Raw genomic sequence first — 22839 nt, 5'->3', positions numbered from 1 at the left:
ATTGAATAAATCGTTTGATTTTGTGGGAATTACAATCAAATAGGTAAATGTCGAACGTAGCCAGCTTTGTGATTTACCGATCAATATTTTTACTTATGAAACGCTTACTTTTCTGCTGGCTACTGGCTGTTCCGACGCTGGCTCAGCAAACGACAACCGCCCCAAAACCAACGGCGGCCCAACAACGAATTAAAGATGAAATGCTGGATGCCGTCACCACCTTTATGGGGACACTTACGGCCGATCAGCGAAAACTCGTGACCTATCCGCTCGATGATGCGGAGCGGTTCAACTGGCACTATGTTCCCCGTGAACGCAAAGGACTCCCGCTGAAACAGATGACCCCCGACCAGCGTCGGGCAGCTATGGCGATGCTCAAAACAGGGCTGAGCGATCAGGGGTATGAGAAAGCAACATCCATTATTGATATGGAAAACGTGCTGCGTGTCATTGATAACCGCCCTCCGAACGACACATACCGTGATCCTGAAAATTACTCCTTTACTATCTTCGGTGAACCGTCCGCCAAAAATCCGTGGAGCTGGCGCATTGAAGGGCATCATTTGTCGCTGCAGTTTTTATCACTTACTGGGCAGGTACTGGCACAAACGCCTACATTTTTTGGCAGCAATCCGGGGGTACTTAAGTACGACACGCACATGGCCGACAAACGGATGAGCGATCCACGCGTGGCCGATTTACCCCAGAAAGGACGAGAAATATTAAAAAAAGAGACAGAACAGGCTTTTGCTCTACTGAAAACGCTCGACGCTGAGCAGCGGAAAAAAGCAGTCATTGCCGCCGTCGCCTACCCCGAAATCGTAACTAGTAATAAACGAAAAGCATCGCTGGAAAAGATGGATGGACTAATGCTGTCCGACATGAACGCCGGTCAGCGTAAGCTGTTTTTAGACTTGTTACAGATCTACATGACCAATTATCGGATCACGCTGGCTAAGCAGCAAATGGCGAAGCTGGAGAAATCGGGGTTGGATAGCCTCCGGTTTGCCTGGGCGGGTGACCTCACGCCCGAACTGGGCGAGGGGAAAGGTTGGTATTACCGGATTCATGGCCCAACCATCTTAATTGAATACGATAACACCCAAACCAATGCCAACCACATTCATACCGTAGTCCGGGATTTGACCAATGATTTTGGTGAAGACTTATTACAGGAGCACTACAAAAATAGCCATGTAGCGAAGCCATAAAGAAGAAAACCAGACTCGTTTAACAAATTTTAAGGTAAACTTAAGCCAGGTTCTTCGTAATTTGTGAGGAATTTTTGTTCTTAATTCATGAAGAAACTCCTTATTAGCGCGTCTGTCTGTCTGTTCACAGTAGCAGCGTCGGCGCAGGAAACGCAGTGGTATCTGCGTGACAAAACCGATAATACAGCCGGTATCAGCGTTGAGCGTACCTATAGTGAATTACTGAAAGGGCGTAAACCAACACCAGTAATTGTTGCCGTTATCGACGGGGGAATCGATACGACCCACGAAGATCTGCGTCGGGTGTTGTGGGTGAATCCGAAAGAAGTGGCTGGAAATGGCAAAGACGATGATAAGAATGGCTATGTTGATGATGTCCACGGCTGGAATTTTATTGGTGGAAAAGACGGTCGCAATGTCGATTATGAAACGGCAGAAGTGACCCGGCTTTATGCCCAGTTGAAGCCAACCTACGAAGGTAAAGACCGTAAAACGCTTAAGCCCGAGCAGCAAAAAGAGTACGATCTGTACGTAAAAACGAAAGCGGAGGTCGAGAAAAACCAGGCGCAGTACAAGCAGCAGTATCAGGGCATCAGTCAGTTCTATACCCAATATTCAACGGCGGTTGCTACCCTGAAAAAAGCGCTGAACGTTACAAAACTCGATACGCTAACGCTTAGCAAAGCGGCTGATACACTCCGCGACGCAGCTCTGAAACGGCCCGTCACGGGTATCCTCCGCTTGCTGCGTCAACAAAAAGCCGCTGATACGGATGTGGTAATGAGCGAGCTTGAAAAAGCTAATGAGCAGCTCAAATCCCGCGCCGAATACAATTACAACCCGGATTTCAATAGCCGCACGATTGTCGGCGACAATCCGAATGATGTAAATCAGCGCGATTATGGCAACCCCGACATTGCGGGTCCTCGCCCCGACCACGGTACACACGTTGCAGGCATTATTGGTGCTGATCGGACCAACAATCTGGGCGTAATGGGTATTGCCGACGCCGTACAGATTATGGGGGTTCGGGCGGTGCCGGATGGAGATGAGCGCGATAAAGATGTTGCCAACGCCATTCGGTATGCGGTTGACAATGGCGCGCAGATAATCAACATGAGCTTCGGTAAAGATTACTCGCCCCAGCGCAAGACGGTCGAAGACGCTGAACGATATGCGCTTTCGAAAGGGGTTCTGATGATTCATGCTGCGGGTAATGATGGCAAAGACATCGATACCGCTGCCAATTACCCGGCTCCCCGCTTTATAGATGGGTCTGCCATTCCGAACGTAATCACGGTAGGCGCCAGCGCCGAGCCAAACACCGCCGACCTGGTAGCCAGCTTCTCAAACTATGGCAAACAGAATGTAGATGTTTTCGCGCCCGGTAAAGACATTTATTCGACGGTGCCAGGCAGCAAATATGAAAACAACAGTGGTACAAGCATGGCCTCACCCGTAGTGGCTGGTGTGGCGGCTGTATTGAAGTCGTACTTTCCTAAGCTGACATATGCCGATATAAAGCGCATCATTCTGCAGTCGGCAACGCCTTATGCAACCAAGGTGACGAAGCCAGAGTCGACCGATACGGTAGCTTTTGCTTCCCTGTCCAAAACGGGTGGTATTGTCAATTTATATGATGCGGTTAAACTGGCGTTGACACAGGAGGCTGCCGCTGGCAAAGGAAAATAAAAGCCTAACCCCGCTATCCTTCATTGGATATACAGGAATAGTGAACCGGTTTTTGAGGGCAAATGCCTCTCGAAAACCGGTTCTACTTTTTTATAAACTGAACTGCTTGAGTGAAATGGCCATCTGTCAGGTGAAGGACGTAGGTGCCGGCCGATAGGGCCTGAACAGACAGGTCGGCTTTTATGTGGCCATTCTGGGCGTTTACGAAAAACGGCGGTTGTTGCAGAACGCCCCGTAAATCAACGATACTGATGGTTGTCTGCTTGGCAAGCGAGCCCGTATAGCGTATGGAAAGCGTGTGCTCGGCAGGATTGGGATAAACGAAAACTTGATCGCTCGGATCAGTAGTCAGGGCTGTGACAAGGGATGCCGGACTTATCGTTCGAGCGGTTGACCAGGCCACACATTCCCGCTGTTTAACCTGTAGCTTATAAACACCCGGCTGCGTAACCAAAAGGCGATAGTCATTGGCCTTCGCTAACGCCTGCTCGTTTTGATACCATTGGTACCGGTACGATGAGTCGATGGAGGCTTTTAGGGTTACGGATGCTCCCACAGGTAGCATCAACTCTGTTTCTTCAGGGCTGACATTCAGGCTGTTAACAGAACTAAGCAATACATCTGTTTCGGTCGATAGCGCCTGACAACCATCTTTGGTGACCCGAACCTGATAGCGACCTGACTGACTGGCCAAGATTGTCGCTGTATGAGCAAAAACAATGCCATCGCGTAGCCAGTCAATAATGGCGTCATTTGAACTCGTTGAGGTTTGAAAAGAAACCGCTGGTTTATTCGGGCAAAGCCATTGATCACCACTTGGGCTGATGGCGGCCGTTGCGGTCCGTACTTGAACCTGTACCGGCTGCGAAGTGGCTGCACAACCTTTGCTGTCCGTAATCCGCAACAGATAAGAACCCGTCTCCGTGACCTGGTAAGCGTCTGCTGGCGCATTGGGTATGGCAATACCATTGCGTAGCCATTGGTATCGTAAGCCAGTTGGTTTATTGGCTGCCTGAAGAACAAGACGGGTTCCACTACAAATGGTGGTGTCCTGCGCCGGCAGAATAGAGGCCGCTAATTTGCAATCCGCTCTGCGTAAGCCACTAATAATGACGGTAAACGGCTGGCTGGAATAAGTCATTTTGCCCTTGTGCGAAACCACAAGGGTGTAGGTCTGGCCAGCGATGGGGCTGGCAATGTAGATTTGTTCAACATTGTCACGAATGTTATCTCCCCGCGTCGCTGCCTGCGCTGGTTGAGCTGGATTTAACACAAAGGGAAACTCACTTTGCTGATTCGTTTTCAGCCGCAAATCGAGATCGTTGATGAGTTTTGGGGTTCGGCTATTAACGGAACTGGCGGTTATGTTGGTGGCAACACCTTCGGGGTCCGTCCAGCAAAGCGTGACGATCAGCGGTTCATTGCCCTGGGCTGTAATGGATTGGATAAACGTGCTACCCGGCGTCAGGCTTTTTTCCAGAACCAGATTGGCCAGGTTTTCATTTAACAACAAGCGGGCCGCGGCTTCGGTATTCAACAAACCCCACCCTTGCCGGTAATCGGGACCTGCTTCTGGTTTGGCCCGATTGGCGGTGTGTAGGGCTAGCCCTTTCAACGTGGCCGCCCGCATAAATTGCCCACCAGTAGGCAGGCCTGGCGCTCGTTGACTAGCGTACAATTCCTGCAATAGAAACAGCGACCCGGTAACATTAGCGGCTGCCATTGATGTGCCACTGTAGGTGCCATAGGCTGTATCGCTGGTGGCCAATGACGACAGAACATCGGTGCCGATACCCAGTAGATCGGGCTTTATGCGGCCATCGTCGGTAGGGCCCCAACCGCTGAACGCCGTCGGTCCTGCCAATACAGCTTTATTTTGTCCGGTAAACGAAACCGTAGCGGCTCCCACGGTGAGTACGTTTTTGGCGTTTGCTTCGGCCGGAATAACGTCGTAGGCATCGTTGTGGCTTCGGGGCAGCACACTTTGGGTGGTTGTATTTTTTAGAAAATAAGGTGTTCCGGCGGGTGGGCCGGTTTCGCTTCGTTTGTTGTCTGCCGAGCGGACCATCAAGAAAAACGGATTGTTATAGGCTATCCGATCCAGGTCGCGGGCGTTGGCGGTGTAGAAACCAAACAGATAATCTTCTGTAGCGCTTATGGCGGTATTTCCCCACCACTCCCATTTCAGGTCCGGGTTGGCGCCGGGCCTCGATTCGTTGTAGACCCAACCGACCACCGGCCCATACGAATGATTGGAGACGAGCAGGTTTGGAGCCGCCGTGACTAGCTCCGTGATGTCGTTGGTATAATCCCAGACCGACAACTGTGAGCCGTAAGCCATTCCTTTGGCGGGGGCATTAACGCCTTTCGCAATGAGTGTACCGGCCAGGTGTGTCGTGTGGTTATTCAGGGTCGTCCCATCCTTCTGGAGAATTCGGGATGTGGTGCCTGTAGCCCCGGCAAATTCACTATGCGACCCCAATGCCCGGCCACCATCCCATAGCCCCAACCGACCAGCCACTGATGCCGAACTTCCTGATAAGGCGATGGGTAGTGAGCCAGTGCCATACAACGCCTGGGTTTGCGTGCCACGGGCAGCTTCTGTATTGTGAAGTGTATAATAAACGGGTTGGCCAAACGGGTCGATCTCCTGAAGGGTCAGGATGCGCTGATTGGAATAGTTTTTGCTAAGAGACCAGCTATTTGTTTTGGCGGCCTGGAGCGTACGTTCCCGAAGGCTTGTATGCCGGGTGGTTAGTTCTGTCTGCCAGCCTTGCCCAACCATTCCTGAGAGCGATTGAGCAGTGATTTGGGTACCTGAACCGATCAGAAACGACAAAACGAAGTACCCTGCAATTGGAGAAAAACCTCCTGCATTGCATTGTACCTCGCTTTCTCTCGAAAAAATACTTCGATATAATCGTTGCAGATACGTGGACAATTATTGTTTGCGAATCCGTTTTACCCGGACGCTCTGCGTCTGGTCATCTTCGACAACCACAAAAAACGTACCGCCGGGTAAATCGGCCACATCAAAACTTGTTGAATAATTTTTTCCGTCCCGTAGAAGCGTTCCGGTACGTACCGTTTGGCCGTTCAGATTCGTCAGGCGAACGGATGGCGGTTTGGGTAAAGCCAGTGAAGCGCCCAGCGATACAGTCACCTGCCGAACCGCCGGATTTGGATAAACACTCAGATTCCCGTCTTCGGTAGTCGGCTCCGTGCCTAGTATCGTCAGATATACTTCGTCGGAGATTGCCTCCCCGCAGCCATTGACGCTACCCTTGACCGAATAACGCCCTGTTTTAACAACCGTATAAGTAGGGGAGGTGGCCCCTGGAATAGCTACGCCGTCCACCAGCCATTGAATATTGGTCGTTACGTTGGAACTAAGCGAAAAGCCATTGGCCGTAATTAACGGTGTCTGGGTTGTTTTTACCGTTACCGCAACAGCCGTCGAGTTAACGGGCAAGCAATTATTGGCGACCTGAACAACGTAACTCCCTGCGGTTGCTGTTGCCAGCGTACTGCTGGTAGCTCCGGTAATCGGTTGCCCGTTCCGATACCACTGGTAAGAAAAGTCAGTACCTGTGTTGGCCTGAAGAATAAGGCTGGAGCCTTGGCAAATACTCGTTGACCCATTCGGTGTGATACTGGCCGTGGCCCCTGCGCCCGTTGTCGGTGTAACCGCTATCCGTTGCGGACTGGGACAGTCGAGCGCTCGAACCCGCATGTTGTAAAAGTAATACCAGGCCGTTTTCAAGGTATCTGTAGAGGTGCCATTATTGAAGAGCGAGCCTTTGATGGTAACGACAGGCTGACCTGTCTGCGTTTTCAACTGGTAAGGAAAGCCCGCGACCGAGACGTTACTGCGGAAGATAGACGCGCCATCGCCGTAATCAATCGTAATTTTATAATCGCCCGCTGCTGGAATGCGTAAATTCAGGGCATAGATAGCGCCCTGATCGTCGGGGTCATCGGGATAGGTACCGCCAGTCGATGCGGTTATGCTTTGCGTACGTGTAGGTGACACATCCAGCGTAACACTCGATACAGCCGTGTTATCGTATTTACGAACCGTGAAGGTCAGGGTGCCAGCCGAGCCGATATACAGGCGCGCACTTTCGATCAGCAGCGGAACCTGAGTCGAAATGAGGGGCGCGGGTTGAAACCCCGTTCCGTAGGAGCCTCCGCCATATACAGTTTTATCGACGGGGCCAATTGATCCCGAAAAATCGTTCAGCGTAGCATAGAACTGGCCGCTGGCAGGCAACGCTTTGACGCCAACCTGATTGCCCGCTGCCAGTAAATTACCACCCGTTGGCGCATCATACCAGAAGGCCGTACCGGTACCAATATTCCGCAGCGAGATGGCTGTATCGCTACCGCAACGAGTGACGGAAAAGATACCGTTGGCCGGTAGGGGGGCCGTAGCGCGCGTTTCGGTAATGGTATTGTTGGCCGTGTTCTGGTCGCTGTTGAGGTTTGTCGACACCGTGAACCGATACGTCTGTGTAGCCACGAGGGAAATACTAGCCGGTAATTTTAGTGAAATGGTACTTTCCCGGAACGCTGCAATTCGCGGTACAGTACCGGTCAATGTCGTTACCTCGTTGTTGTTGGCATCGGTAATTTTAACAGTCACGGGCACGTTGGTCTGGTTAGCGGTGCCGTAGTTATGGAGTCGCACAGAAACCGTTACATCGGTACCCGTTTGGCCGCAAAAATTCGCATCGGGCGACAGAAGTGCCGTTGCTCCCACATCGTTCGTCGTTTGAACCACATTCAGCACATAATCCTGTGTTTCGCCATTGCCGTAACTGCCACACGAAACCACGGCTGCGGGGTCGCTGGTTTCCACAGCTACGATCCGAAACCGGACGTTTTGGGCGGTTTGAACCGTGCTGGGAATGGTGACCGTTGCTATGAACTGAGCCGAGTTGGCCAGTACGCCCGACGTGGCCACCGTTTCATCGGCATCATCGAAGCTGCCGTTCTGGTTCCAGTCGGCAAAGGCTTTTACAATCACGTTTTTAACGGCTCCACAGGTGCCCAGAGACACTGTTAATGGAATCTGCTGGCCCGCCTGCACGGTGGCTACGGACTGCGAGAAATCATTGTAGGAAGTACATCCGCTGGCTCCGGCCTGGTTGATGCTGCCAAACTGAACCTGATTGATTTTCGTGTCGGCGGTGGAGGTCGCTCCTGATGCACAGTAGGCTTTGCCCCCAATGCCACTAACGAGCAGGGCATAATCCTGCTTACCGCCACTTAAGGTTCCTTTATTGGTAACGGTAATCGTGTAGGACCGTCCGGGTATGGGATTAGCTACTAAAACCTGCTCAACATTGTCGCGGATATTGTCGCCCCGTGTGGCGGCTGCCGATGGGTTATTCGGGTCCAGAATCCAGGGTAACGTGGTGGCCTGACCGTCGCTGATGCGGATGTCGATGTCATTGACGAGCTTGGGTGTCCGGTCGTTCAGCGTAGCTGTCGATGGTATAGACGCGGTTCCGGCGGGGTCTGTCCAGCAGATAGTCGAAACGAGCGGCCCCAGTCCCGACGCCACCACCGTAAGCGAATAGGTTTCGGCCTGATTGAGGGTTCGTTCATCGAGCAGATGATTCTGGTTGCTGTTCAGGATGACCCGCCCGGCCTTCTCGGCGTTCAGGAGTCCCCAGCCAAACTGGTAATCGGGGCCGAGTGTAGTGCCCGCTTCATCGGCGGTGTGAAGCGCCAGCCCCTTCAGCGTCGATGACCGCATAAACTTGCCGCTGTTGCGTTGCGAATACAATTCCTGTAACAGAAGCAGACTACCCGCCACGTTGGGCGATGACATCGAGGTGCCATCATACACGACATAAGCACTGTCGCTTTCCGAACTTGACGAAAGAATACCGACACCGATACCGGCAATATCGGGTTTGATGCGCCCATCGTCCGTTGGCCCCCAACTCGTAAAGTCGCTCAAGGGCACGTCGCCCGCCTGGTTGTATCCATAGTTTAAATTGCCAACAGCGCCCACCGTCATAATATTTTTGGCGTTTCCATATGTACTAATTTGGTCGTAACCATCCTGATTACTACGGGAGCGGGTACTTATAACATCCGTATCATCATTAGTTGGAATATAATAAGGTTGCCCTGCACCGGGGCCATCGGAACCATGGCTGTTTCCGCCCGATTTAACAATTAGATAGTAGGGCGCATTTTGGGCAATCCTATCCCAAGAAGCTGTTGTTGCATTATAAAAGCCAAATTTGTAATCTTCCGTTTTACTGACGGTAGTGTCGCCCCACCATTCCCACTTGGTTGCTGTGGTTCTGGCATCGTTGTAAACCCAGCCTGCATTAGAACCATAAGAGTGGTTTGAGATAAGCAAATTACCTGCTGCGGCACTCATCTCGCTTACATCGTTATTAAAATCATAAGCGCGCAGGTTTGTGCCAAAAGCCATGCCTTTTACATCGGGATTGACACCGGCCGCTATCAGGATTCCGGCGACGTGGGTGGAGTGGCTGACCAACGCGGTTGCGTTATCAACACTTGTAACCCGACTACCTGTGCCATTGCGAAATTCGACATGTGTAGTACGTACTTTACCGCCGTCCCAAACCGCAAGCTTATTGGCTAGTGTACTGCCGGAGAGCGAAACGCCCAGGCTGCCACCGGCGTAAAGTGAGTTTGTGTGGGTGCTTATTCCCGCCTTGGTAGTGCTGTAAGTAGCATCGTAGAGGAGTTCGCCAGTGGGGCTGATGCCGCGTAACATAACTACCCGCCCGGTGGGTGATATTTGTTGAATGGGCCGCTTAAGTTGCTGCGCTTTGGCAACGGCCTGGCGGTAGTTTTCAGTTTGTGCCTGCTCAATCGTTTTTTGCAGCTCTTTCTGCTGTGCCCGCTGGAGACTGCTGTATTGGGGTAACGATTGAGCGGATAAAAGTGCGCTGGCCGTCATGCCTAAAAAAACGGTGAGCCAGCCTGTGCGAGACCATAAACGTTGAGTCATATAACTGAAATAAAGCGGATGTCGGCCTAAGAATGAATATATATATCCAATACGGAAAAAGAATGTTTTCTGTTGCGTCATAAAGCGACTTTGTCATTCCTTTTATGCACTTTTAATGTGCCTTGAAATAAGCTCGTTCGTTTCGTGATAGGCTTGAATGGTATAGGTTAAGGCCTTGCTCATGACTAAAATTGTCATTTGTTTTTATTAGTCGGCGTTAGCCAGATGCCAGATGGATTGGCTCTTAAAACAGTTAAAGTTTAAACCAGTTCTAAACGATCATTTACGGGAGGTAGAGGGAAGTCTACTGTTTCGGCAATTTTGTTAAAACCTAAAGCTGATGACCTAACGGTTTACTTGACTCTTGTCCTGTCTAGATTATACTCGTCGGCGAACAGGCTACTGCAAAATGGTTGTGAAAACAGAATGAATACTCTGTCTCCACAACTATTTTGCACGTTTCATTTATTCAATACGCTTTGGTAACTGTACACCTATCAACTCGTTACCTAAATTTTAATCTTCAGCCTATTAAACGTTTGCCGTCTTGCCTTGTCATATGCCAATAGGCAACGGTTGACAGGCATGGATAAACTGACGAGACAGCAACAGATTCGCTACCTCTTTGCACGAGCGGGCTTTGGCGCTACCCTAACCGAACTGGACGAGGCATTTGATCGTAAATCGATACGGAAAGTTGTACGGCAATTGTTCGATGATAGTAAATCTGTACAGGCATTGCATGTCGTGGAGCCAGACGAAACCGAAACGAAAAAGCAGTTGAAGGGCTTGGTTCGGGATGGGCAGTTCGATAAGGACATGCTGAAAGAGCGCATCCGGCTCAATGCCGAAAAGGTGCGCGACCTGAACCTGCAATGGCTCGACCGCATGGCATCCGGCCAAGGAGCCCTGCGCGAAAAAATGGCTCTATTCTGGCATGGGCATTTCGCCTGCCGAACGCAGGGACGCAATCCGCTCTTCATGCAGCAATATGCCAATACGATCCGGCAAAACGCGCTGGGACGGTTTGGTGATTTGCTCATGGCGGTGTCGAAAGAACCGGCCATGCTACAATTTTTGAACAACCAGCAAAACCGGAAGAATGCGCCCAACGAAAACTTTGCCCGCGAGGTCATGGAGCTCTTTACGCTCGGCCGGGGCAACTATTCGGAGCACGATATTAAAGATGCCGCCCGTGCCTTTACGGGCTGGCAATTTACACCCGATGGTCAGTTTATTTTCCGGCAGCAGGTACACGACGAAGGAGAGAAAACGATTTTCGGGAAAACCGGCTCATTTACCGGCGAAGACGTGATCGCGATGCTGCTGGCCAATAAGCAAACGGCCCGTTTCATCACGGGCAAGATCTATCGCTTTTTCGTAAACGAAACCGAAGACAAAAAACAGATCGATACACTGGCCGAGCAGTTCTACAAAAACGGCTACGATATTGGTGATCTGATGGAGACGATCTTTACGTCAGACTGGTTTTATGAGCCTAAAAATAGGGGTGCCCACATTAAGTCGCCGGTGGAGTTGCTGGTTGGACTACGCCATACGCTGGGTATTCAGTTTGAGCAACCCCAATCGCAGATTTTTGTGCAACGCACATTAGGACAAGTCCTGTTCTATCCACCGAATGTGGCGGGCTGGCCGGGCGGGAAAAACTGGATCGACTCATCGAGCTTACTGTTTCGGATGCAGTTGCCAAACTATGTTTTGAACGCTACGGAAGTAGCGGTACAGCCCAAAGAAGATGGCGACGTGAACACCCAACTCTTAGCCCGACGAGGCAACGCCAGGTTCCGAACTAAGGTCAATTGGGCTGATTTTGAAACTGCCTTTGCCAAAATACCCGATACCGAATTGACCGACGCGCTTGCCCTAACCTTGTTGCCCTTTCCGCTTCGTCCAGACCAGCGTACCTTAATTGACAGTCAGACTCCCGGATCTCAAACACGTCCCGAACGCATTCAGACGCTGACGGTCGCCTTAATGAGCCTGCCCGAGTATCAACTTACTTAATGGCGAAAGAGCGAAAGCCGTCCGATTGGCTAGCGCTTTTTACACCGGACGGCTTTCGCTCATTCACTCATTCTTTCACTCTTTAAACCATGAACCGCAGGAACTTCCTTAAACAATCAGCTTTCACGACGGCGGGCACTATGCTGATTCCGCATTTTCTGAAAGCGTATGAATCGCAGATGCTTGGCAAAGGGCCAGCGTCGAATGGTAAAATTCTGGTGGTCGTGCAACTGTCGGGTGGAAATGATGGCCTTAATACTGTTGTGCCTTATCGAAACGACATCTATTACCGGGAGCGCCCTACCATTGCCATACGAGCCGAGAAAGTCCTTCCGTTAAATGATGAAATCGGGCTGCATCCCGCTATGGGACCTCTAAAAGCGCTGTATGACGACGGGCTGATGACCGTAATAAATAATGTGGGCTATCCGAACCCCGACCGATCGCATTTTCGCTCAATGGATATCTGGCAAACCGCTAGTGATTCGGATAAATACCTCAATACGGGCTGGGTTGGCCGGTATCTGGATGCGTCCTGCACCGGAAAAGCCCAGCAGCCTTTTCGGACCATTGAGGTAGATGACACCTTGAGCCTGGCCCTGAAAGGCAGTAACCTGAATGGGCTGGCCGTGTTGGACCCTAAGAAGCTGTATAACCAGACCCGCAGCAAATTCATAACGGGTTTGAGCCATGAACAGGCGCATACCCACGGAACCCACGAACCCGAATCGGTAGCGTATCTCTATAAAACCCTGGCCGAAACCGTATCGTCGGCCGATTATGTGTATGAAAAAGTGAGCCGTACCACACGGCCTGTTTCGGCGGCTTCCGCTCCAACCACACTGACAACCTATCCAAATCACGAACTGGGAAACCGGCTCAAAACCGTATCGCAACTCATCCTGTCGGGTGTCGAAACCAGCATTTATTACGTGTCCATCAGTGGGTTCGACACGCACATTAACCAGCCCGGTCAGCAGGAGCGACTGTTGGGGCAATATGCCGAAGCCGTCGGGGCGTTTATGGCCGATCTGAAAACGGCTGGCCGTCAGAAAGATGTCTTGCTGATGACCTTTTCGGAATTTGGCCGACGGGTAAAACAGAACGCCAGCAACGGTACAGACCACGGTACCGCGAACAATGTATTCCTGATCGGTGGTGGGCTACCGGCGCAACGGGTTCTAAACGAAGCGCCAAACCTTACCAACCTAACCGAAGGTGACTTGACTTATTCGGTCGATTTCCGACAGATCTATGCAACGCTGCTCCACGATTACCTCGGTGCCGATGATGTGGCCATTCTGGGGCGTAAATTCGATGGAATAAAAATTGTCTGATGGCGCAGGACCGTCGCTTCTTTGAGCTGTAAGCAACGGGTCTATCGGGTTGATTGGTGTACCTTTGCACCACTCACCCGGAAAGTGGCAGGATTTAGGGCCGGGAGAAAAAATTAGTTGTCATACGGCCAGAATCTGCGGTAAACTCCGTTATTTCGCAGAGAGTCAAATTCATAGTCTTCTGAATGGTAGGTATAATAATGGGCAGTCTCTCCGACCGGAAGGTCATGCAGGAGGCCGCCGACATCTTAACCGAGTTGGGCGTAACGTGGGAAATGGATATTGTGTCGGCCCACCGAACACCCGAGAAAATGGTCGAGTACGCAAAATCAGCCCGCGATCGGGGTATTTGGGTGATTGTGGCAGGAGCAGGTGGAGCCGCGCATTTGCCGGGTATGGTAGCCTCCCTGACCATATTACCCGTTATTGGCGTTCCCGTAAAATCCAGTAATTCAATTGATGGCTGGGATTCGGTCTTATCCATTCTTCAGATGCCCGGTGGCGTACCGGTTGCTACAATGGCGCTCGATGGCGCCCGAAATGCCGGAATTCTGGCTGCGCAGATTGTTGGCACGTTCGATGAAACGGTGGCCGCTAACCTGACCCGGTTCAAAGAAAGTTTAAAGGAAAAAGTGGCTGAAATGAGTCGCCAGTTATAACCACACCCCAATCCAAATTTACATTATGGAGGCTGACAACCCATCATCCAACCCGCGTCCCACTGGTAATTCCAGTCTTCCTGCCATCACTCTCGTTGTTTTAGTGGGGCTTATTGCGGCTCTGCTATATATTGGTTACGGCTACGTTACCGATGATACCAATGGCTCCGACGAACTGACCAATGTGGCGCTCGATACGGCTTCGCAACAGCCCATATCGCAGAATGACCCCGAAATGCTGATGGCACCCGAAGAGAAAGATACCTCGTCTCAACCGGCACCCGTCGACCTGTCGCAGGCTACACCGCCTGCCGATGCCCCTGAGGCAAATGCCAAAGCCGAAGAAGTAGCTGAAGAAAATCGCGAAACGACCGATGGTAAACCTGGTCCCGACGAAAAGCTGAAAGAGAAATCAGTTGCCGAAAAACCGAAAGAGAAGCCTGTTGAGAAAGCCAGCGAGCCTAAGCCCAAAGAAAAACCGAAAACCGAAGCTGCGGCCGAAAAGCCAGCGATCGTTCGGCCGAAGATTAAGCCGGGTGGCGTAGCCACTAAATATACGGTTGGGGCTGGTGAAACCTTTTACGGCGTAGCTAATCGCTATAACATGAAAATCAACACGTTGAAAGAACTCAATCCGGGTGTAACCGAAAGCGATATCAAAGCCGGGGTGACAAAGTTAAATGTGAAAGCGATGGCCGTTCATACGGTTGGGCCGGGCGATGTGTTACGCGTAGTGGCGCAGAAATATGGCGTTAGTAAGGAGGCCATCATGCGAGCTAACAAAAAAGACAAAGACATCGCCCAGCGGGGCGAAAAACTGATTATTCCTTTCCCGGAAAAACAGTAGCTATTCGTTTAAAAATAGCGAGGGGATGCAAACGCACTAATTTAGTGTGTTTGCATCCCCTCGCTATTTTCGTTCGTATACCAAGCCCACCGTAAATCGAAGATCATTGTTCTGACGACCGGGCACCACCAGACTCTCGTAGGCATTGGCCAACGTTGTGCGTAGGCTAGTGGCCGAGGTTAACTTTATCTGAACACTCAGGCTGGCGTTCCATCGGATGTTGTACTGGCCCAGCGCAGGCTGATAAAAAGCCGTGTGGGTAACAGTGACACGGTCATTCGCTAACGAATACTCACCAAAAACACGCAGCGAGTTACGGACAATATAAATGTCTTCCAGTTCAATAAAGTCCGTGTTTTCATTCATAATCACATCGGTAATCGAGATGTAGGCTCGTTTGTGATTAAGGAGTTTGTAGCCAATACCGCCTGCCGCTGTCCAGCGGTTATTGATCTGCCGGAGGTTGCTCCGCTCATACGATCCAAAGGCCAGGTAATAGAGTCTCTTTTCGTACCGATACGTCGTCCGAAAATCACCGAACCATTCCCGTTCCGCCAGTATCCCATTCTGTTTGCCATACACAAACGACGGACTGCTCGATAGCTTGAAATAATGGCTCAGTTCATAGTCGACGGCGCTGGTAAGTTGCAGGAGCGTGCGGTTAACATTACCCGATGTAATGGTGCCATCGGCCGTAAAGCGGTATCGGAAAATGTGTGTCTGTGTTGGAGTGGTTGTGTCTTTTTTGGTAGTACTGCTGCTATCTACCGCCTTTTTGCTTGAGTCTGCCGGGGTTTTGGCCTTTGTACTATCGGGCGTAATTGTCGATGGGCGCAGCGGGTCGGGCTGTTCGACAATTTGGGCGAACGAAGCAGTTTGCACCAGAAAAAAAAGAAAAGATAAAAAGAAGAATGGACTGCTTTTCACGGATTGTTGAGTTGTTGAGGGTGCAACTTAGAAAAAAAAGATACATTTGACGGCTGGCCAGATGGTCAATTTATTCAATAGCTAACCTCTCTTAACCCTTTACCATGACTCGCTGGGGAATTCTAGGACCGGGCCGTATTGCCCACAAATTTGCGCAGGATCTGCTTACCTTACCTGATGCTCAACTGTATGCAGTGGCATCCACGAATCAGCAACGGGCGGAAGAATTTGCTTCTGCGTATGGTGCACCGCATGCGTTCGGTTCGTACGAAGAGCTACTCACTTTGCCTGATCTGGATGTGGTTTATGTGGCCACCCCACATATCAAACACCACGAAAATGCGCTGATGCTGCTCAATGGGGGCGTTTCCGTATTGGGTGAGAAGCCCTTTGCCATGAACAGCGAACAGGTTCGGGACATGGTTGATCTGGCCCGTGCGAAGGGGGTATTTCTGATGGAAGCCCTCTGGAGCCGATTTATGCCCGGCATTGAAAAAGCCCTGGCGCTCGTTCAGGCTGGTGCTATTGGTAAGGTCGTCTCTGTGAAGGCAAACTTTGGCTTTAAAGCTCCTTTCTCGCCCGAAGGTCGGCTTTTCGATAAAGCGTTGGGCGGTGGGTCATTACTCGATATTGGTATTTATCCCCTGTTTTTATCCTATCTCATTCTGGGTAAACCCACGGGCGTGAAGGCATCGGCTATTTTCGGGTCAACTGGCGTCGATGAACAATGTGGCATGGTGCTAACCTATTCCGACGGAGCCATAGCGTTGCTGGACAGTACATTACAAGCGCAAACGGACTGCATAGGCCTGATTCAGGGCGAAACCGGGCAGATCCGTATTCATAGCCGATTCCACGAAACGATGGGTGTTACTCTTGTTAGGGAAAACGAGGAACCAACCGAATTTGATTTTACCCGAACGACGCATGGCTACGACTACGAAGCCCGGCATGTGATGCAGTGCCTGGCCGAAGGGCGGACCGAAAGCCCGCTCTGGTCGCTCGATGATAGCTTAAACCTGATGGCCTTGTTAGATGCCGTTCGGGCGGAGGCTGGCATCGTTTATGACAGCCATCAATCTTCAAAAGGAGCTCTCCTGTAACTTCATCAGGCTATTATAAGCCTCCTTTGGGGGTTGGGGGCTTTTCTCCTTACCTTTGTCCCATGACAGATCGGTATGCCCAGCGCGGAGTTTCCGCCAGTAAAGAAGACGTTCACAACGCGATTGCCCAACTCGATAAAGGCCTGTTTCCGAAGGCATTCTGCAAAATTGTGCCCGATACACTGGCCGGCGATCCAGACTATTGCACCATTATGCACGCAGACGGAGCCGGCACAAAGTCGGCACTGGCATATCTTTACTGGCGCGAAACTGGTGATTTGAGCGTTTGGAAGGGGATAGCGCAGGATGCAGTTGTCATGAATACCGACGACCTGATCTGTGCCGGGGCAACGGGCCCCATGCTCCTGTCATCGACGATTGGTCGTAATAAAAACCTGATTCCGGGCGAGGTTATTGCCGAAGTCATTAACGGCACGGAAGAGGTGTTGCAGATGCTGCGCGATCATGGCATCGAGATTTATAGTACCGGGGGGGAAACCGCCGATGTCGGTGATTTAGTAAGGACCGTTATTGTCGATAGCACAGTTATTGCCCGGATGCGACGCGATCAGGTAATCAGTAACGATCGAATTCAAGCCGGTGATGTTGTGGTTGGGCTTGCGTCCTATGGGCAGGCATCCTACGAAACCGCTTACAACGGTGGCATGGGCAGCAATGGCCTGACATCGGCCCGGCATGATGTGCTGGCTCATTATCTGGCCAACCAATACCCCGAAAGCTTCGATCCCGCCATTAATAAGTCGTTGATCTATAGCGGGTCCAAAAAGCTAACGGATACGCTGTCCCCCGTTTCGTCGGAAAGTGGACCGGCACAGCTCGCTGTTCCGGCTGGTGTTACTGTAGGGCAACTCATTCTATCGCCTACCCGTACCTACGCGCCTGTTGCCAAAGTGTTGTTGGACGAACTCCGGGCTCAAATTCATGGCATGGTTCACTGTTCGGGAGGGGCGCAAACGAAAGTCCTTCATTTTGTGGACAACCTGCATATCATTAAAGATAACCTGTTCCCAATACCTCCTTTATTTCGGCTGATTCAGGCTGAAAGTGGCACAAGTTGGCAGGAAATGTATAAGGTCTTTAATATGGGGCATAGACTGGAGATTTATTTGCCAGAAGCGAATGCCCAACGGGTTATTGATATAGCCGAAACCTTTGGTATTGAGGCTCAGATAATTGGCCGGGTAGAGCCATTCGATGGCAAGCAGGTAACAATAGAAAGCGAAGTAGGTAAATTTGTGTACTAGGTTACTTATATTTTTATAGGTTGCAGGCGAAATATGTGTTCTCGCACAAATACGCCTGTCTATGAGGAAATTTTCCGTCATTTTTGCGTTTGTCTGGCTGTTAGCCTTGTCGATCGGAAAAGCCCAGACAACCCCGTTTACGGCTAGCTGGACATTCGAGGGGAACGACAACGGTACCTCGTCGAGCGGGTTAGTAACTGCCTCAAGCGTTAGCTATGTGGGTGTTAATTTGCTGGCTGTGAGTCCGTATTCATCCGGTTACGTCAATTCAGGAGCCAATGTGCAAAACTGGTCAACAACGCGCTGCGACCAGACGGAGTATGTTCAGTTTTCAGTGCAACCAGCCGGTACAGCTACTATTACCTTAACTACTCTGTCATTTGCTTTCGCCCGATCGGCACAGGGGCCGCAGCAACTGACCGTTCGCTCGAGTGTTGATGGATTCAGTAGTGATATTCATTCACAAAGTACAGCAACGAATTACCAGGTGGCCTCAATTGCCTTGACCAGCGCCGGGTTTATTAATCAGTCAAGTGCCATCACGTTCCGCATTTATGCCTGCAATCCGACGGCAGGTGGTGGAACGCTTAAACTGGATGAGATTCAGATCAACGCTGTCGTATTGCCAGTTACTTTACTTTCGTTCACGGCCAAACCCGAAGGCGACCGCGTTCAACTGGCCTGGTCAACAGCCAGTGAATACAACGCCGATCACTTTCGGGTTGAACGTAGTGACAATTTAGACGAATTCATCCCTGTGGGTGAAATTGCAGCCGCTGGCACTATAAATGAGCGCCAATATTATGGGCTAACTGATCTTAATCCCCATACTGGAGCTAATTATTACCGACTGAAGCAGATCGACGTGGGCGGGAAAATTCACACGTACGCTGTTATATCAACGATCATACGGGCCAATGAACCGGTAGTCAGTGTGTATCCTAACCCGGCAAGTCCTACTCAAATTCATGTGCGGCTATGGAATACCGACGAGGCTACTATCCAACTAACAGCACCTACGGGACAGGTTTTGACCGGGCGGATTGACAGGAAGCCCGGCGAAGCTGATTTGATTTTTGACCAACCGCTGCCGTTGGGTCTATACTGGCTTAAGGTGTACGGAAAGGGTTATCGACAGACTTTTACCGTGCTGATTCGATAGCCGAACGGTAGGCGTAACAGGTAAAACGGTTTGCGCCAACACACAGCAGCCCGACCATCCAATGGTCGGGCTGCTGTGTGTTGGCGTACTTGTTTGTTAGCTTGACCGAGTCAACGCTTACTTAGCGTTGCTTAGAGCGCGTTGATATTTCGAACAAAGATGTTATTAGTCGAATTCCCGTCATATGTCTTGCTGGGGTCGTCATTAACGTTTACCGTAAGATTTGATGTACTCGGCGAACTTGCCCCTACTCGCGTCATAGTGAAACCAAGAGTAGCCGTGCCGAGGCCAGAAATTACCTGGCCTGCGTTGATGGTCAATGTTAATTGCCTGCTGCCCGATGTACTCGTCCATTTCGTGTTATCTACAGTTACAGGGTTAGTGAGCCCGCCAGAGACATTGATTGTAGTACGGGTGTTATCAAAGTCAAGGGTATAACCCAGTGGTGCCGTGATCGTAATCGCTACATTTCCACTAGATGTCGCTTGGCCATTGTATTCAGTTAGCTCTACCGTAAAGTTTCGTGTTGCATCGTCGCCAGATGCCGTAAAGTTGGCCTGTGGAAGCCGGATAATCGGAGATAAATCCGCAGACGGTATGGTAAACCGGGCTACGCTTGGATCATGGTCGCTATCCTGATCAAAGAATTCCGAGTTGATGTGTACGACGTCATATGCATCTAAGCGACTTCTCAATCCGCTACTGACCAGAATATGGTCAATCACCTGCGCATTTCCACCGAAATTATAGGTGTATTGTTCGTTTGATGGTAGGGTTTCAATCAGCGTTGTAAGCGAAGTAGGACCACTGCCTTTCAGAATGGTAAGTGGGTTCGAGAACTGAAAGTCGTTTAAATCACCAGCGACAAGGATGCTTGCATTCGGGTCGATTGCCTGGATGCTGGATACAAAATCCCGGACGATGGTCGCCTGCTGTCTGCGCTGGGTTTCGCTGCTGAGGACTGGTGGCTGTGTTTTCCCGAACAGATCCTGATCACCCCCTTTCGAGTTGAAGTGGTTCGCGATGACAAAAATCTTCTGCCCGTTAAAGATAAACTCACCGACCAGTGGTTTACGGCTGCTCGTGAAAGCCGAGTTGGTTGGATCGATTCGCCCGGGACTGAACGAGAGTTGAGGCTGGCCGCCCACGTTCGTTACGTTAACGGCTGCGGTAGACGTTCCGCCCGGACGGTCGACGAAAGAGACACGGGCTGCATTAAAGAGAAAGCCTACGCGAATGTTGCCGCCTGGCTCACCACCATCCTGCCCATTGACCGGGTCAATTTGCCGATAAGAGTACGTTGGACCACCAGCCGCCGTAATGGCACTAATAAGTGTCTGGAACGTGGTAGAGGCATCGACCGTACCATTGTTTGTGGCGCCGTTATTATCCTGAATTTCTTCCAGGTTGATAATGTCTGGCGAGCGTAGATTATTGACGATGCGGCTGGCTAAATTGTTAAATTTAGTTGCTCCATCATTGGGATCTAAATTTTCGACATTAAACGTACCAACTGTGAGTTGATTGGTTGTTGGTACCAGCGATGATATTTCGCGAGCCAGCGTGCTGGGTGTGATGGTCAGGGCAGTGGTCGGCAGAACTTCATAATCTCCACCGAAGTAATCCATAATCCCCGTTAGTGAGCTGATGCCCGCATTGACGTTGATGCCCGCAAGTGAGGTAGCTGGAAAACTGCCGCCACCGCCGGTATACAATAGAATCCGCTCCGGGTTAAAGTCGCTGGCGCTGATCGCAATGCCACCGCGTGGTGTGCGACCTGTCGCATTAGCCCCATTATCGGCTAATACCCAGATTGAGCTATTGTCAAGTGTGGGACTGGATGTGACAGGGTTGTTAATCGCTACTAGCATGCCCTCCAGACTCTCGTAGAAGTCAATCCCATCACTGGCCGGATCAAATGTTAAGCCGCTCGTTTCTACGTCACCCACCTGGTCTTCAATGATCTGGGTTGGAATGGCCCGTCCGCCATTACCCAGTATTGTTGCGGCTGGCAACGTATTCCCGGTGGTAAGGACTGTAATTGTTGGCGTACTAATCTGCGTAGTCGTGAGGTTATTTCCCCCGCTGCTACCACCTGACCGGAACTCAGCTACTGTACCGCCCACCGTAACCGATGCACCAATAGGAACCGTTGGTGTCGCATTCTGAAAGACGAAAATGCCTTCCGACGTGCGGTCGTCATTGTCTGGATTAGGGTCCTGCATGTAAAAACCGTTGCTCCGCAGGGCCGTAACGATACCCTGCACATTGGAAACAGTCTGCCCATTGAGTGGCGACAGATGAGTTATGCCCTGGATAGTACGAATAAGCGTTATCGCACTGTTATCGACAACTGTTCCATTTACTGGCAAATTGAAGCTAGCGCCCCCACCAGCGAAAGCCAGCGTAGTCGAATAAGTAGCTGCACTGAGTCCGGGGGCTAATTGCGCGACAAGTGTGGTACTGGTCAGGCCTGAATTTGTATAAGGGAGTGTGACCGAATTACCAAAACTTCCTCCGTTGGAGAGGGTAACGGCGGTGTTTGATGAGGTTACGGTGATGTCACCGGCCGCCGGATTCAGATTGCTGGCATTTACAGTTATGGTCTGCGAAGATGGACCACTACCGAGATTATAAGTCAGCGTAACCGGGTTAGGGGTGGCACTCACTGTTGGTGAGGGGGGACTTACTACGTCACTAGTTACACTTGCCCAGGTAGTACCAACCCGAATATAATCAACCCGAAGGCCAGCAGCGTTTGTTCCGCTACCCTGTCGTAGGGCAATTGAACCAATGTTGTCGGCAGGGTCTGTGGTTGATGGAACGACATTTATTAAGGATGATGGCTCTGGTTGCCCTAATGTTGGTGAGACGAATAAATCAACCTGATCATTTGAAGCACCAGTAATAAAAGAGTACTTCAAAACAACAAGATAGGTTACCCCAAAGTTGTAGACTGTTGACGCATAAGTGGGAGTTTCTGCACCAGCCGCTTTTGCCAGCCCAAATTGGAAACCTCCTGTTGTACTTTTTACAAAGACGCGTCCGACAAATGTGGTCCCTAATGTTGAAGGGCCTAAATGAATAAAATAATCTCCAGTACCCTGTGCCGTGGCAACATTAACCAGAAAGGACGCATAGACGGCCCCACTGGTCTGTGCTGTAAACTTGCGATTAATATCCTCGCCAGAAGTGGTCATTGTAGCTGATCCACCAGTTGTTGTTAGGCCTGTGAGGGTTAGCCCTGGATCAGTTGCCTGTATACTATTAGCGCCGGCGCTGTGTACTGACCAAGAGCTCGGAGCGCTGGTTAAAGAATAAGGTAGCGTGGTTGCATTAAAATCTTCCGTGAGCAGAGGGGTTTGAGCCCAGCTGTTCGATAATAATCCTAACCCAAATGAGAGGATTAAACATAAATGGAGAATGCGGACGACTTGCGTTCGTATAGTTTGTGTCATGAAATAGAGTTGATTTGTTTTCGCTTCTATTACAAAGTTAACCTAGTCGTTTTCTATTATGTCTTATCAAATTGTTATGTTATAAACATTTTTCTATTTACTTACATGTGCATACTTTTTGTTTATATACTAGTATCCTTTTAGATC

13 protein-coding genes are annotated in these 22839 nt (G+C 50.6%); 9 read left to right on the top strand and 4 right to left on the bottom strand.

All coding sequences use genetic code 11. The features are described 5' to 3' along the window. The first annotated feature begins 95 nt into the window (after positions 1-95). Together SD10_RS22965 and SD10_RS22960 are read left to right on the top strand one after the other, a co-directional pair. The gene (locus tag SD10_RS22965; RefSeq protein WP_046580017.1) at positions 96-1211 is read left to right on the top strand and encodes a DUF3500 domain-containing protein; all 1116 of its coding nucleotides are present in this window, start codon (positions 96-98) and stop codon (positions 1209-1211) included. An 87-nt stretch (positions 1212-1298) separates the two neighbouring features. Beyond that, positions 1299-2903 (top strand): S8 family peptidase, encoded by a 1605-nt coding sequence (locus tag SD10_RS22960; RefSeq protein WP_046577064.1) that lies wholly within the window; start codon positions 1299-1301, stop codon positions 2901-2903. Positions 2904-2985: 82 nt separating this feature from the next. On the opposite strand, the gene SD10_RS22955 is transcribed toward SD10_RS22960, so the two are convergent. Next, the gene (locus SD10_RS22955) at positions 2986-5742 is read right to left on the bottom strand and encodes a S8 family peptidase (RefSeq protein ID WP_046577062.1); all 2757 of its coding nucleotides are present in this window, start codon (positions 5740-5742) and stop codon (positions 2986-2988) included. A gap of 102 nt (positions 5743-5844) precedes the next feature. Then, positions 5845-9909 carry a GEVED domain-containing protein gene (locus SD10_RS22950; protein WP_046580016.1) on the bottom strand — a complete coding sequence of 1355 codons (4065 nt, stop codon included), beginning with the start codon at positions 9907-9909 and terminating at the stop codon, positions 5845-5847. Between the two features lie 585 nt (positions 9910-10494). Between SD10_RS22950 and SD10_RS22945 the strand changes: the two genes are divergently transcribed. The 4 genes from SD10_RS22945 (at position 10495) to SD10_RS22930 (ending at position 14777) form a co-directional block, all read left to right on the top strand. Further along, positions 10495-11934 carry a DUF1800 domain-containing protein gene (locus SD10_RS22945; protein WP_046577060.1) on the top strand — a complete coding sequence of 480 codons (1440 nt, stop codon included), beginning with the start codon at positions 10495-10497 and terminating at the stop codon, positions 11932-11934. An 89-nt stretch (positions 11935-12023) separates the two neighbouring features. Next, on the top strand, positions 12024-13271 hold the full coding sequence (locus SD10_RS22940; protein ID WP_046577058.1) for a DUF1501 domain-containing protein: 1248 nt from the start codon (positions 12024-12026) through the stop codon (positions 13269-13271). A 185-nt stretch (positions 13272-13456) separates the two neighbouring features. Beyond that, a complete protein-coding gene (purE, locus tag SD10_RS22935) occupies positions 13457-13930 on the top strand; it encodes a 5-(carboxyamino)imidazole ribonucleotide mutase (RefSeq protein WP_046577057.1) in 474 nt (157 codons plus the stop codon). Positions 13931-13955: 25 nt separating this feature from the next. Next, a complete protein-coding gene (locus SD10_RS22930) occupies positions 13956-14777 on the top strand; it encodes a LysM peptidoglycan-binding domain-containing protein (RefSeq protein WP_046577056.1) in 822 nt (273 codons plus the stop codon). A 63-nt stretch (positions 14778-14840) separates the two neighbouring features. On the opposite strand, the gene SD10_RS22925 is transcribed toward SD10_RS22930, so the two are convergent. After that, the gene (locus tag SD10_RS22925) at positions 14841-15704 is read right to left on the bottom strand and encodes a DUF481 domain-containing protein (protein WP_052731273.1); all 864 of its coding nucleotides are present in this window, start codon (positions 15702-15704) and stop codon (positions 14841-14843) included. 104 nt (positions 15705-15808) lie between these two features. Here SD10_RS22925 and SD10_RS22920 point away from each other — a divergent pair, with 104 nt between their 5' ends. The 3 genes from SD10_RS22920 (at position 15809) to SD10_RS22910 (ending at position 19234) form a co-directional block, all read left to right on the top strand. Next, on the top strand, positions 15809-16807 hold the full coding sequence (locus SD10_RS22920; RefSeq protein WP_046577055.1) for a Gfo/Idh/MocA family protein: 999 nt from the start codon (positions 15809-15811) through the stop codon (positions 16805-16807). A 62-nt stretch (positions 16808-16869) separates the two neighbouring features. After that, the gene (locus tag SD10_RS22915; protein WP_046577054.1) at positions 16870-18072 is read left to right on the top strand and encodes an AIR synthase related protein; all 1203 of its coding nucleotides are present in this window, start codon (positions 16870-16872) and stop codon (positions 18070-18072) included. 61 nt (positions 18073-18133) lie between these two features. Next, on the top strand, positions 18134-19234 hold the full coding sequence (locus tag SD10_RS22910; RefSeq protein ID WP_046577053.1) for a T9SS type A sorting domain-containing protein: 1101 nt from the start codon (positions 18134-18136) through the stop codon (positions 19232-19234). A 131-nt stretch (positions 19235-19365) separates the two neighbouring features. On the opposite strand, the gene SD10_RS28905 is transcribed toward SD10_RS22910, so the two are convergent. Continuing rightward, positions 19366-22434, bottom strand: coding sequence for an endonuclease/exonuclease/phosphatase family protein (locus tag SD10_RS28905; protein WP_052731272.1), 3069 nt, complete (start codon positions 22432-22434; stop codon positions 19366-19368). Positions 22435-22839 lie beyond the last annotated feature (405 nt).

Origin of the sequence: Spirosoma radiotolerans, assembly GCF_000974425.1 — a bacterium.
GTDB lineage: Bacteria > Bacteroidota > Bacteroidia > Cytophagales > Spirosomataceae > Spirosoma > Spirosoma radiotolerans.
The sequence above is the reverse complement of the archived record's forward strand: the minus strand, read 5'-3'. Positions and strand labels throughout refer to the sequence as shown.

Coding starts and splice junctions, on each gene's coding strand:
- SD10_RS22965 (WP_046580017.1), top strand. CDS start 96: ATGAAACGCTTACTTTTCTGCTGGCTACTGGCTGTTCCGACGCTGGCT.
- SD10_RS22960 (WP_046577064.1), top strand. CDS start 1,299: ATGAAGAAACTCCTTATTAGCGCGTCTGTCTGTCTGTTCACAGTAGCA.
- SD10_RS22950 (WP_046580016.1), bottom strand. CDS start 9,909: ATGACTCAACGTTTATGGTCTCGCACAGGCTGGCTCACCGTTTTTTTA.
- SD10_RS22945 (WP_046577060.1), top strand. CDS start 10,495: ATGGATAAACTGACGAGACAGCAACAGATTCGCTACCTCTTTGCACGA.
- SD10_RS22940 (WP_046577058.1), top strand. CDS start 12,024: ATGAACCGCAGGAACTTCCTTAAACAATCAGCTTTCACGACGGCGGGC.
- purE (WP_046577057.1), top strand. CDS start 13,457: ATGGTAGGTATAATAATGGGCAGTCTCTCCGACCGGAAGGTCATGCAG.
- SD10_RS22930 (WP_046577056.1), top strand. CDS start 13,956: ATGGAGGCTGACAACCCATCATCCAACCCGCGTCCCACTGGTAATTCC.
- SD10_RS22920 (WP_046577055.1), top strand. CDS start 15,809: ATGACTCGCTGGGGAATTCTAGGACCGGGCCGTATTGCCCACAAATTT.
- SD10_RS22915 (WP_046577054.1), top strand. CDS start 16,870: ATGACAGATCGGTATGCCCAGCGCGGAGTTTCCGCCAGTAAAGAAGAC.
- SD10_RS22910 (WP_046577053.1), top strand. CDS start 18,134: ATGAGGAAATTTTCCGTCATTTTTGCGTTTGTCTGGCTGTTAGCCTTG.
- SD10_RS28905 (WP_052731272.1), bottom strand. CDS start 22,434: ATGACCACTTCTGGCGAGGATATTAATCGCAAGTTTACAGCACAGACC.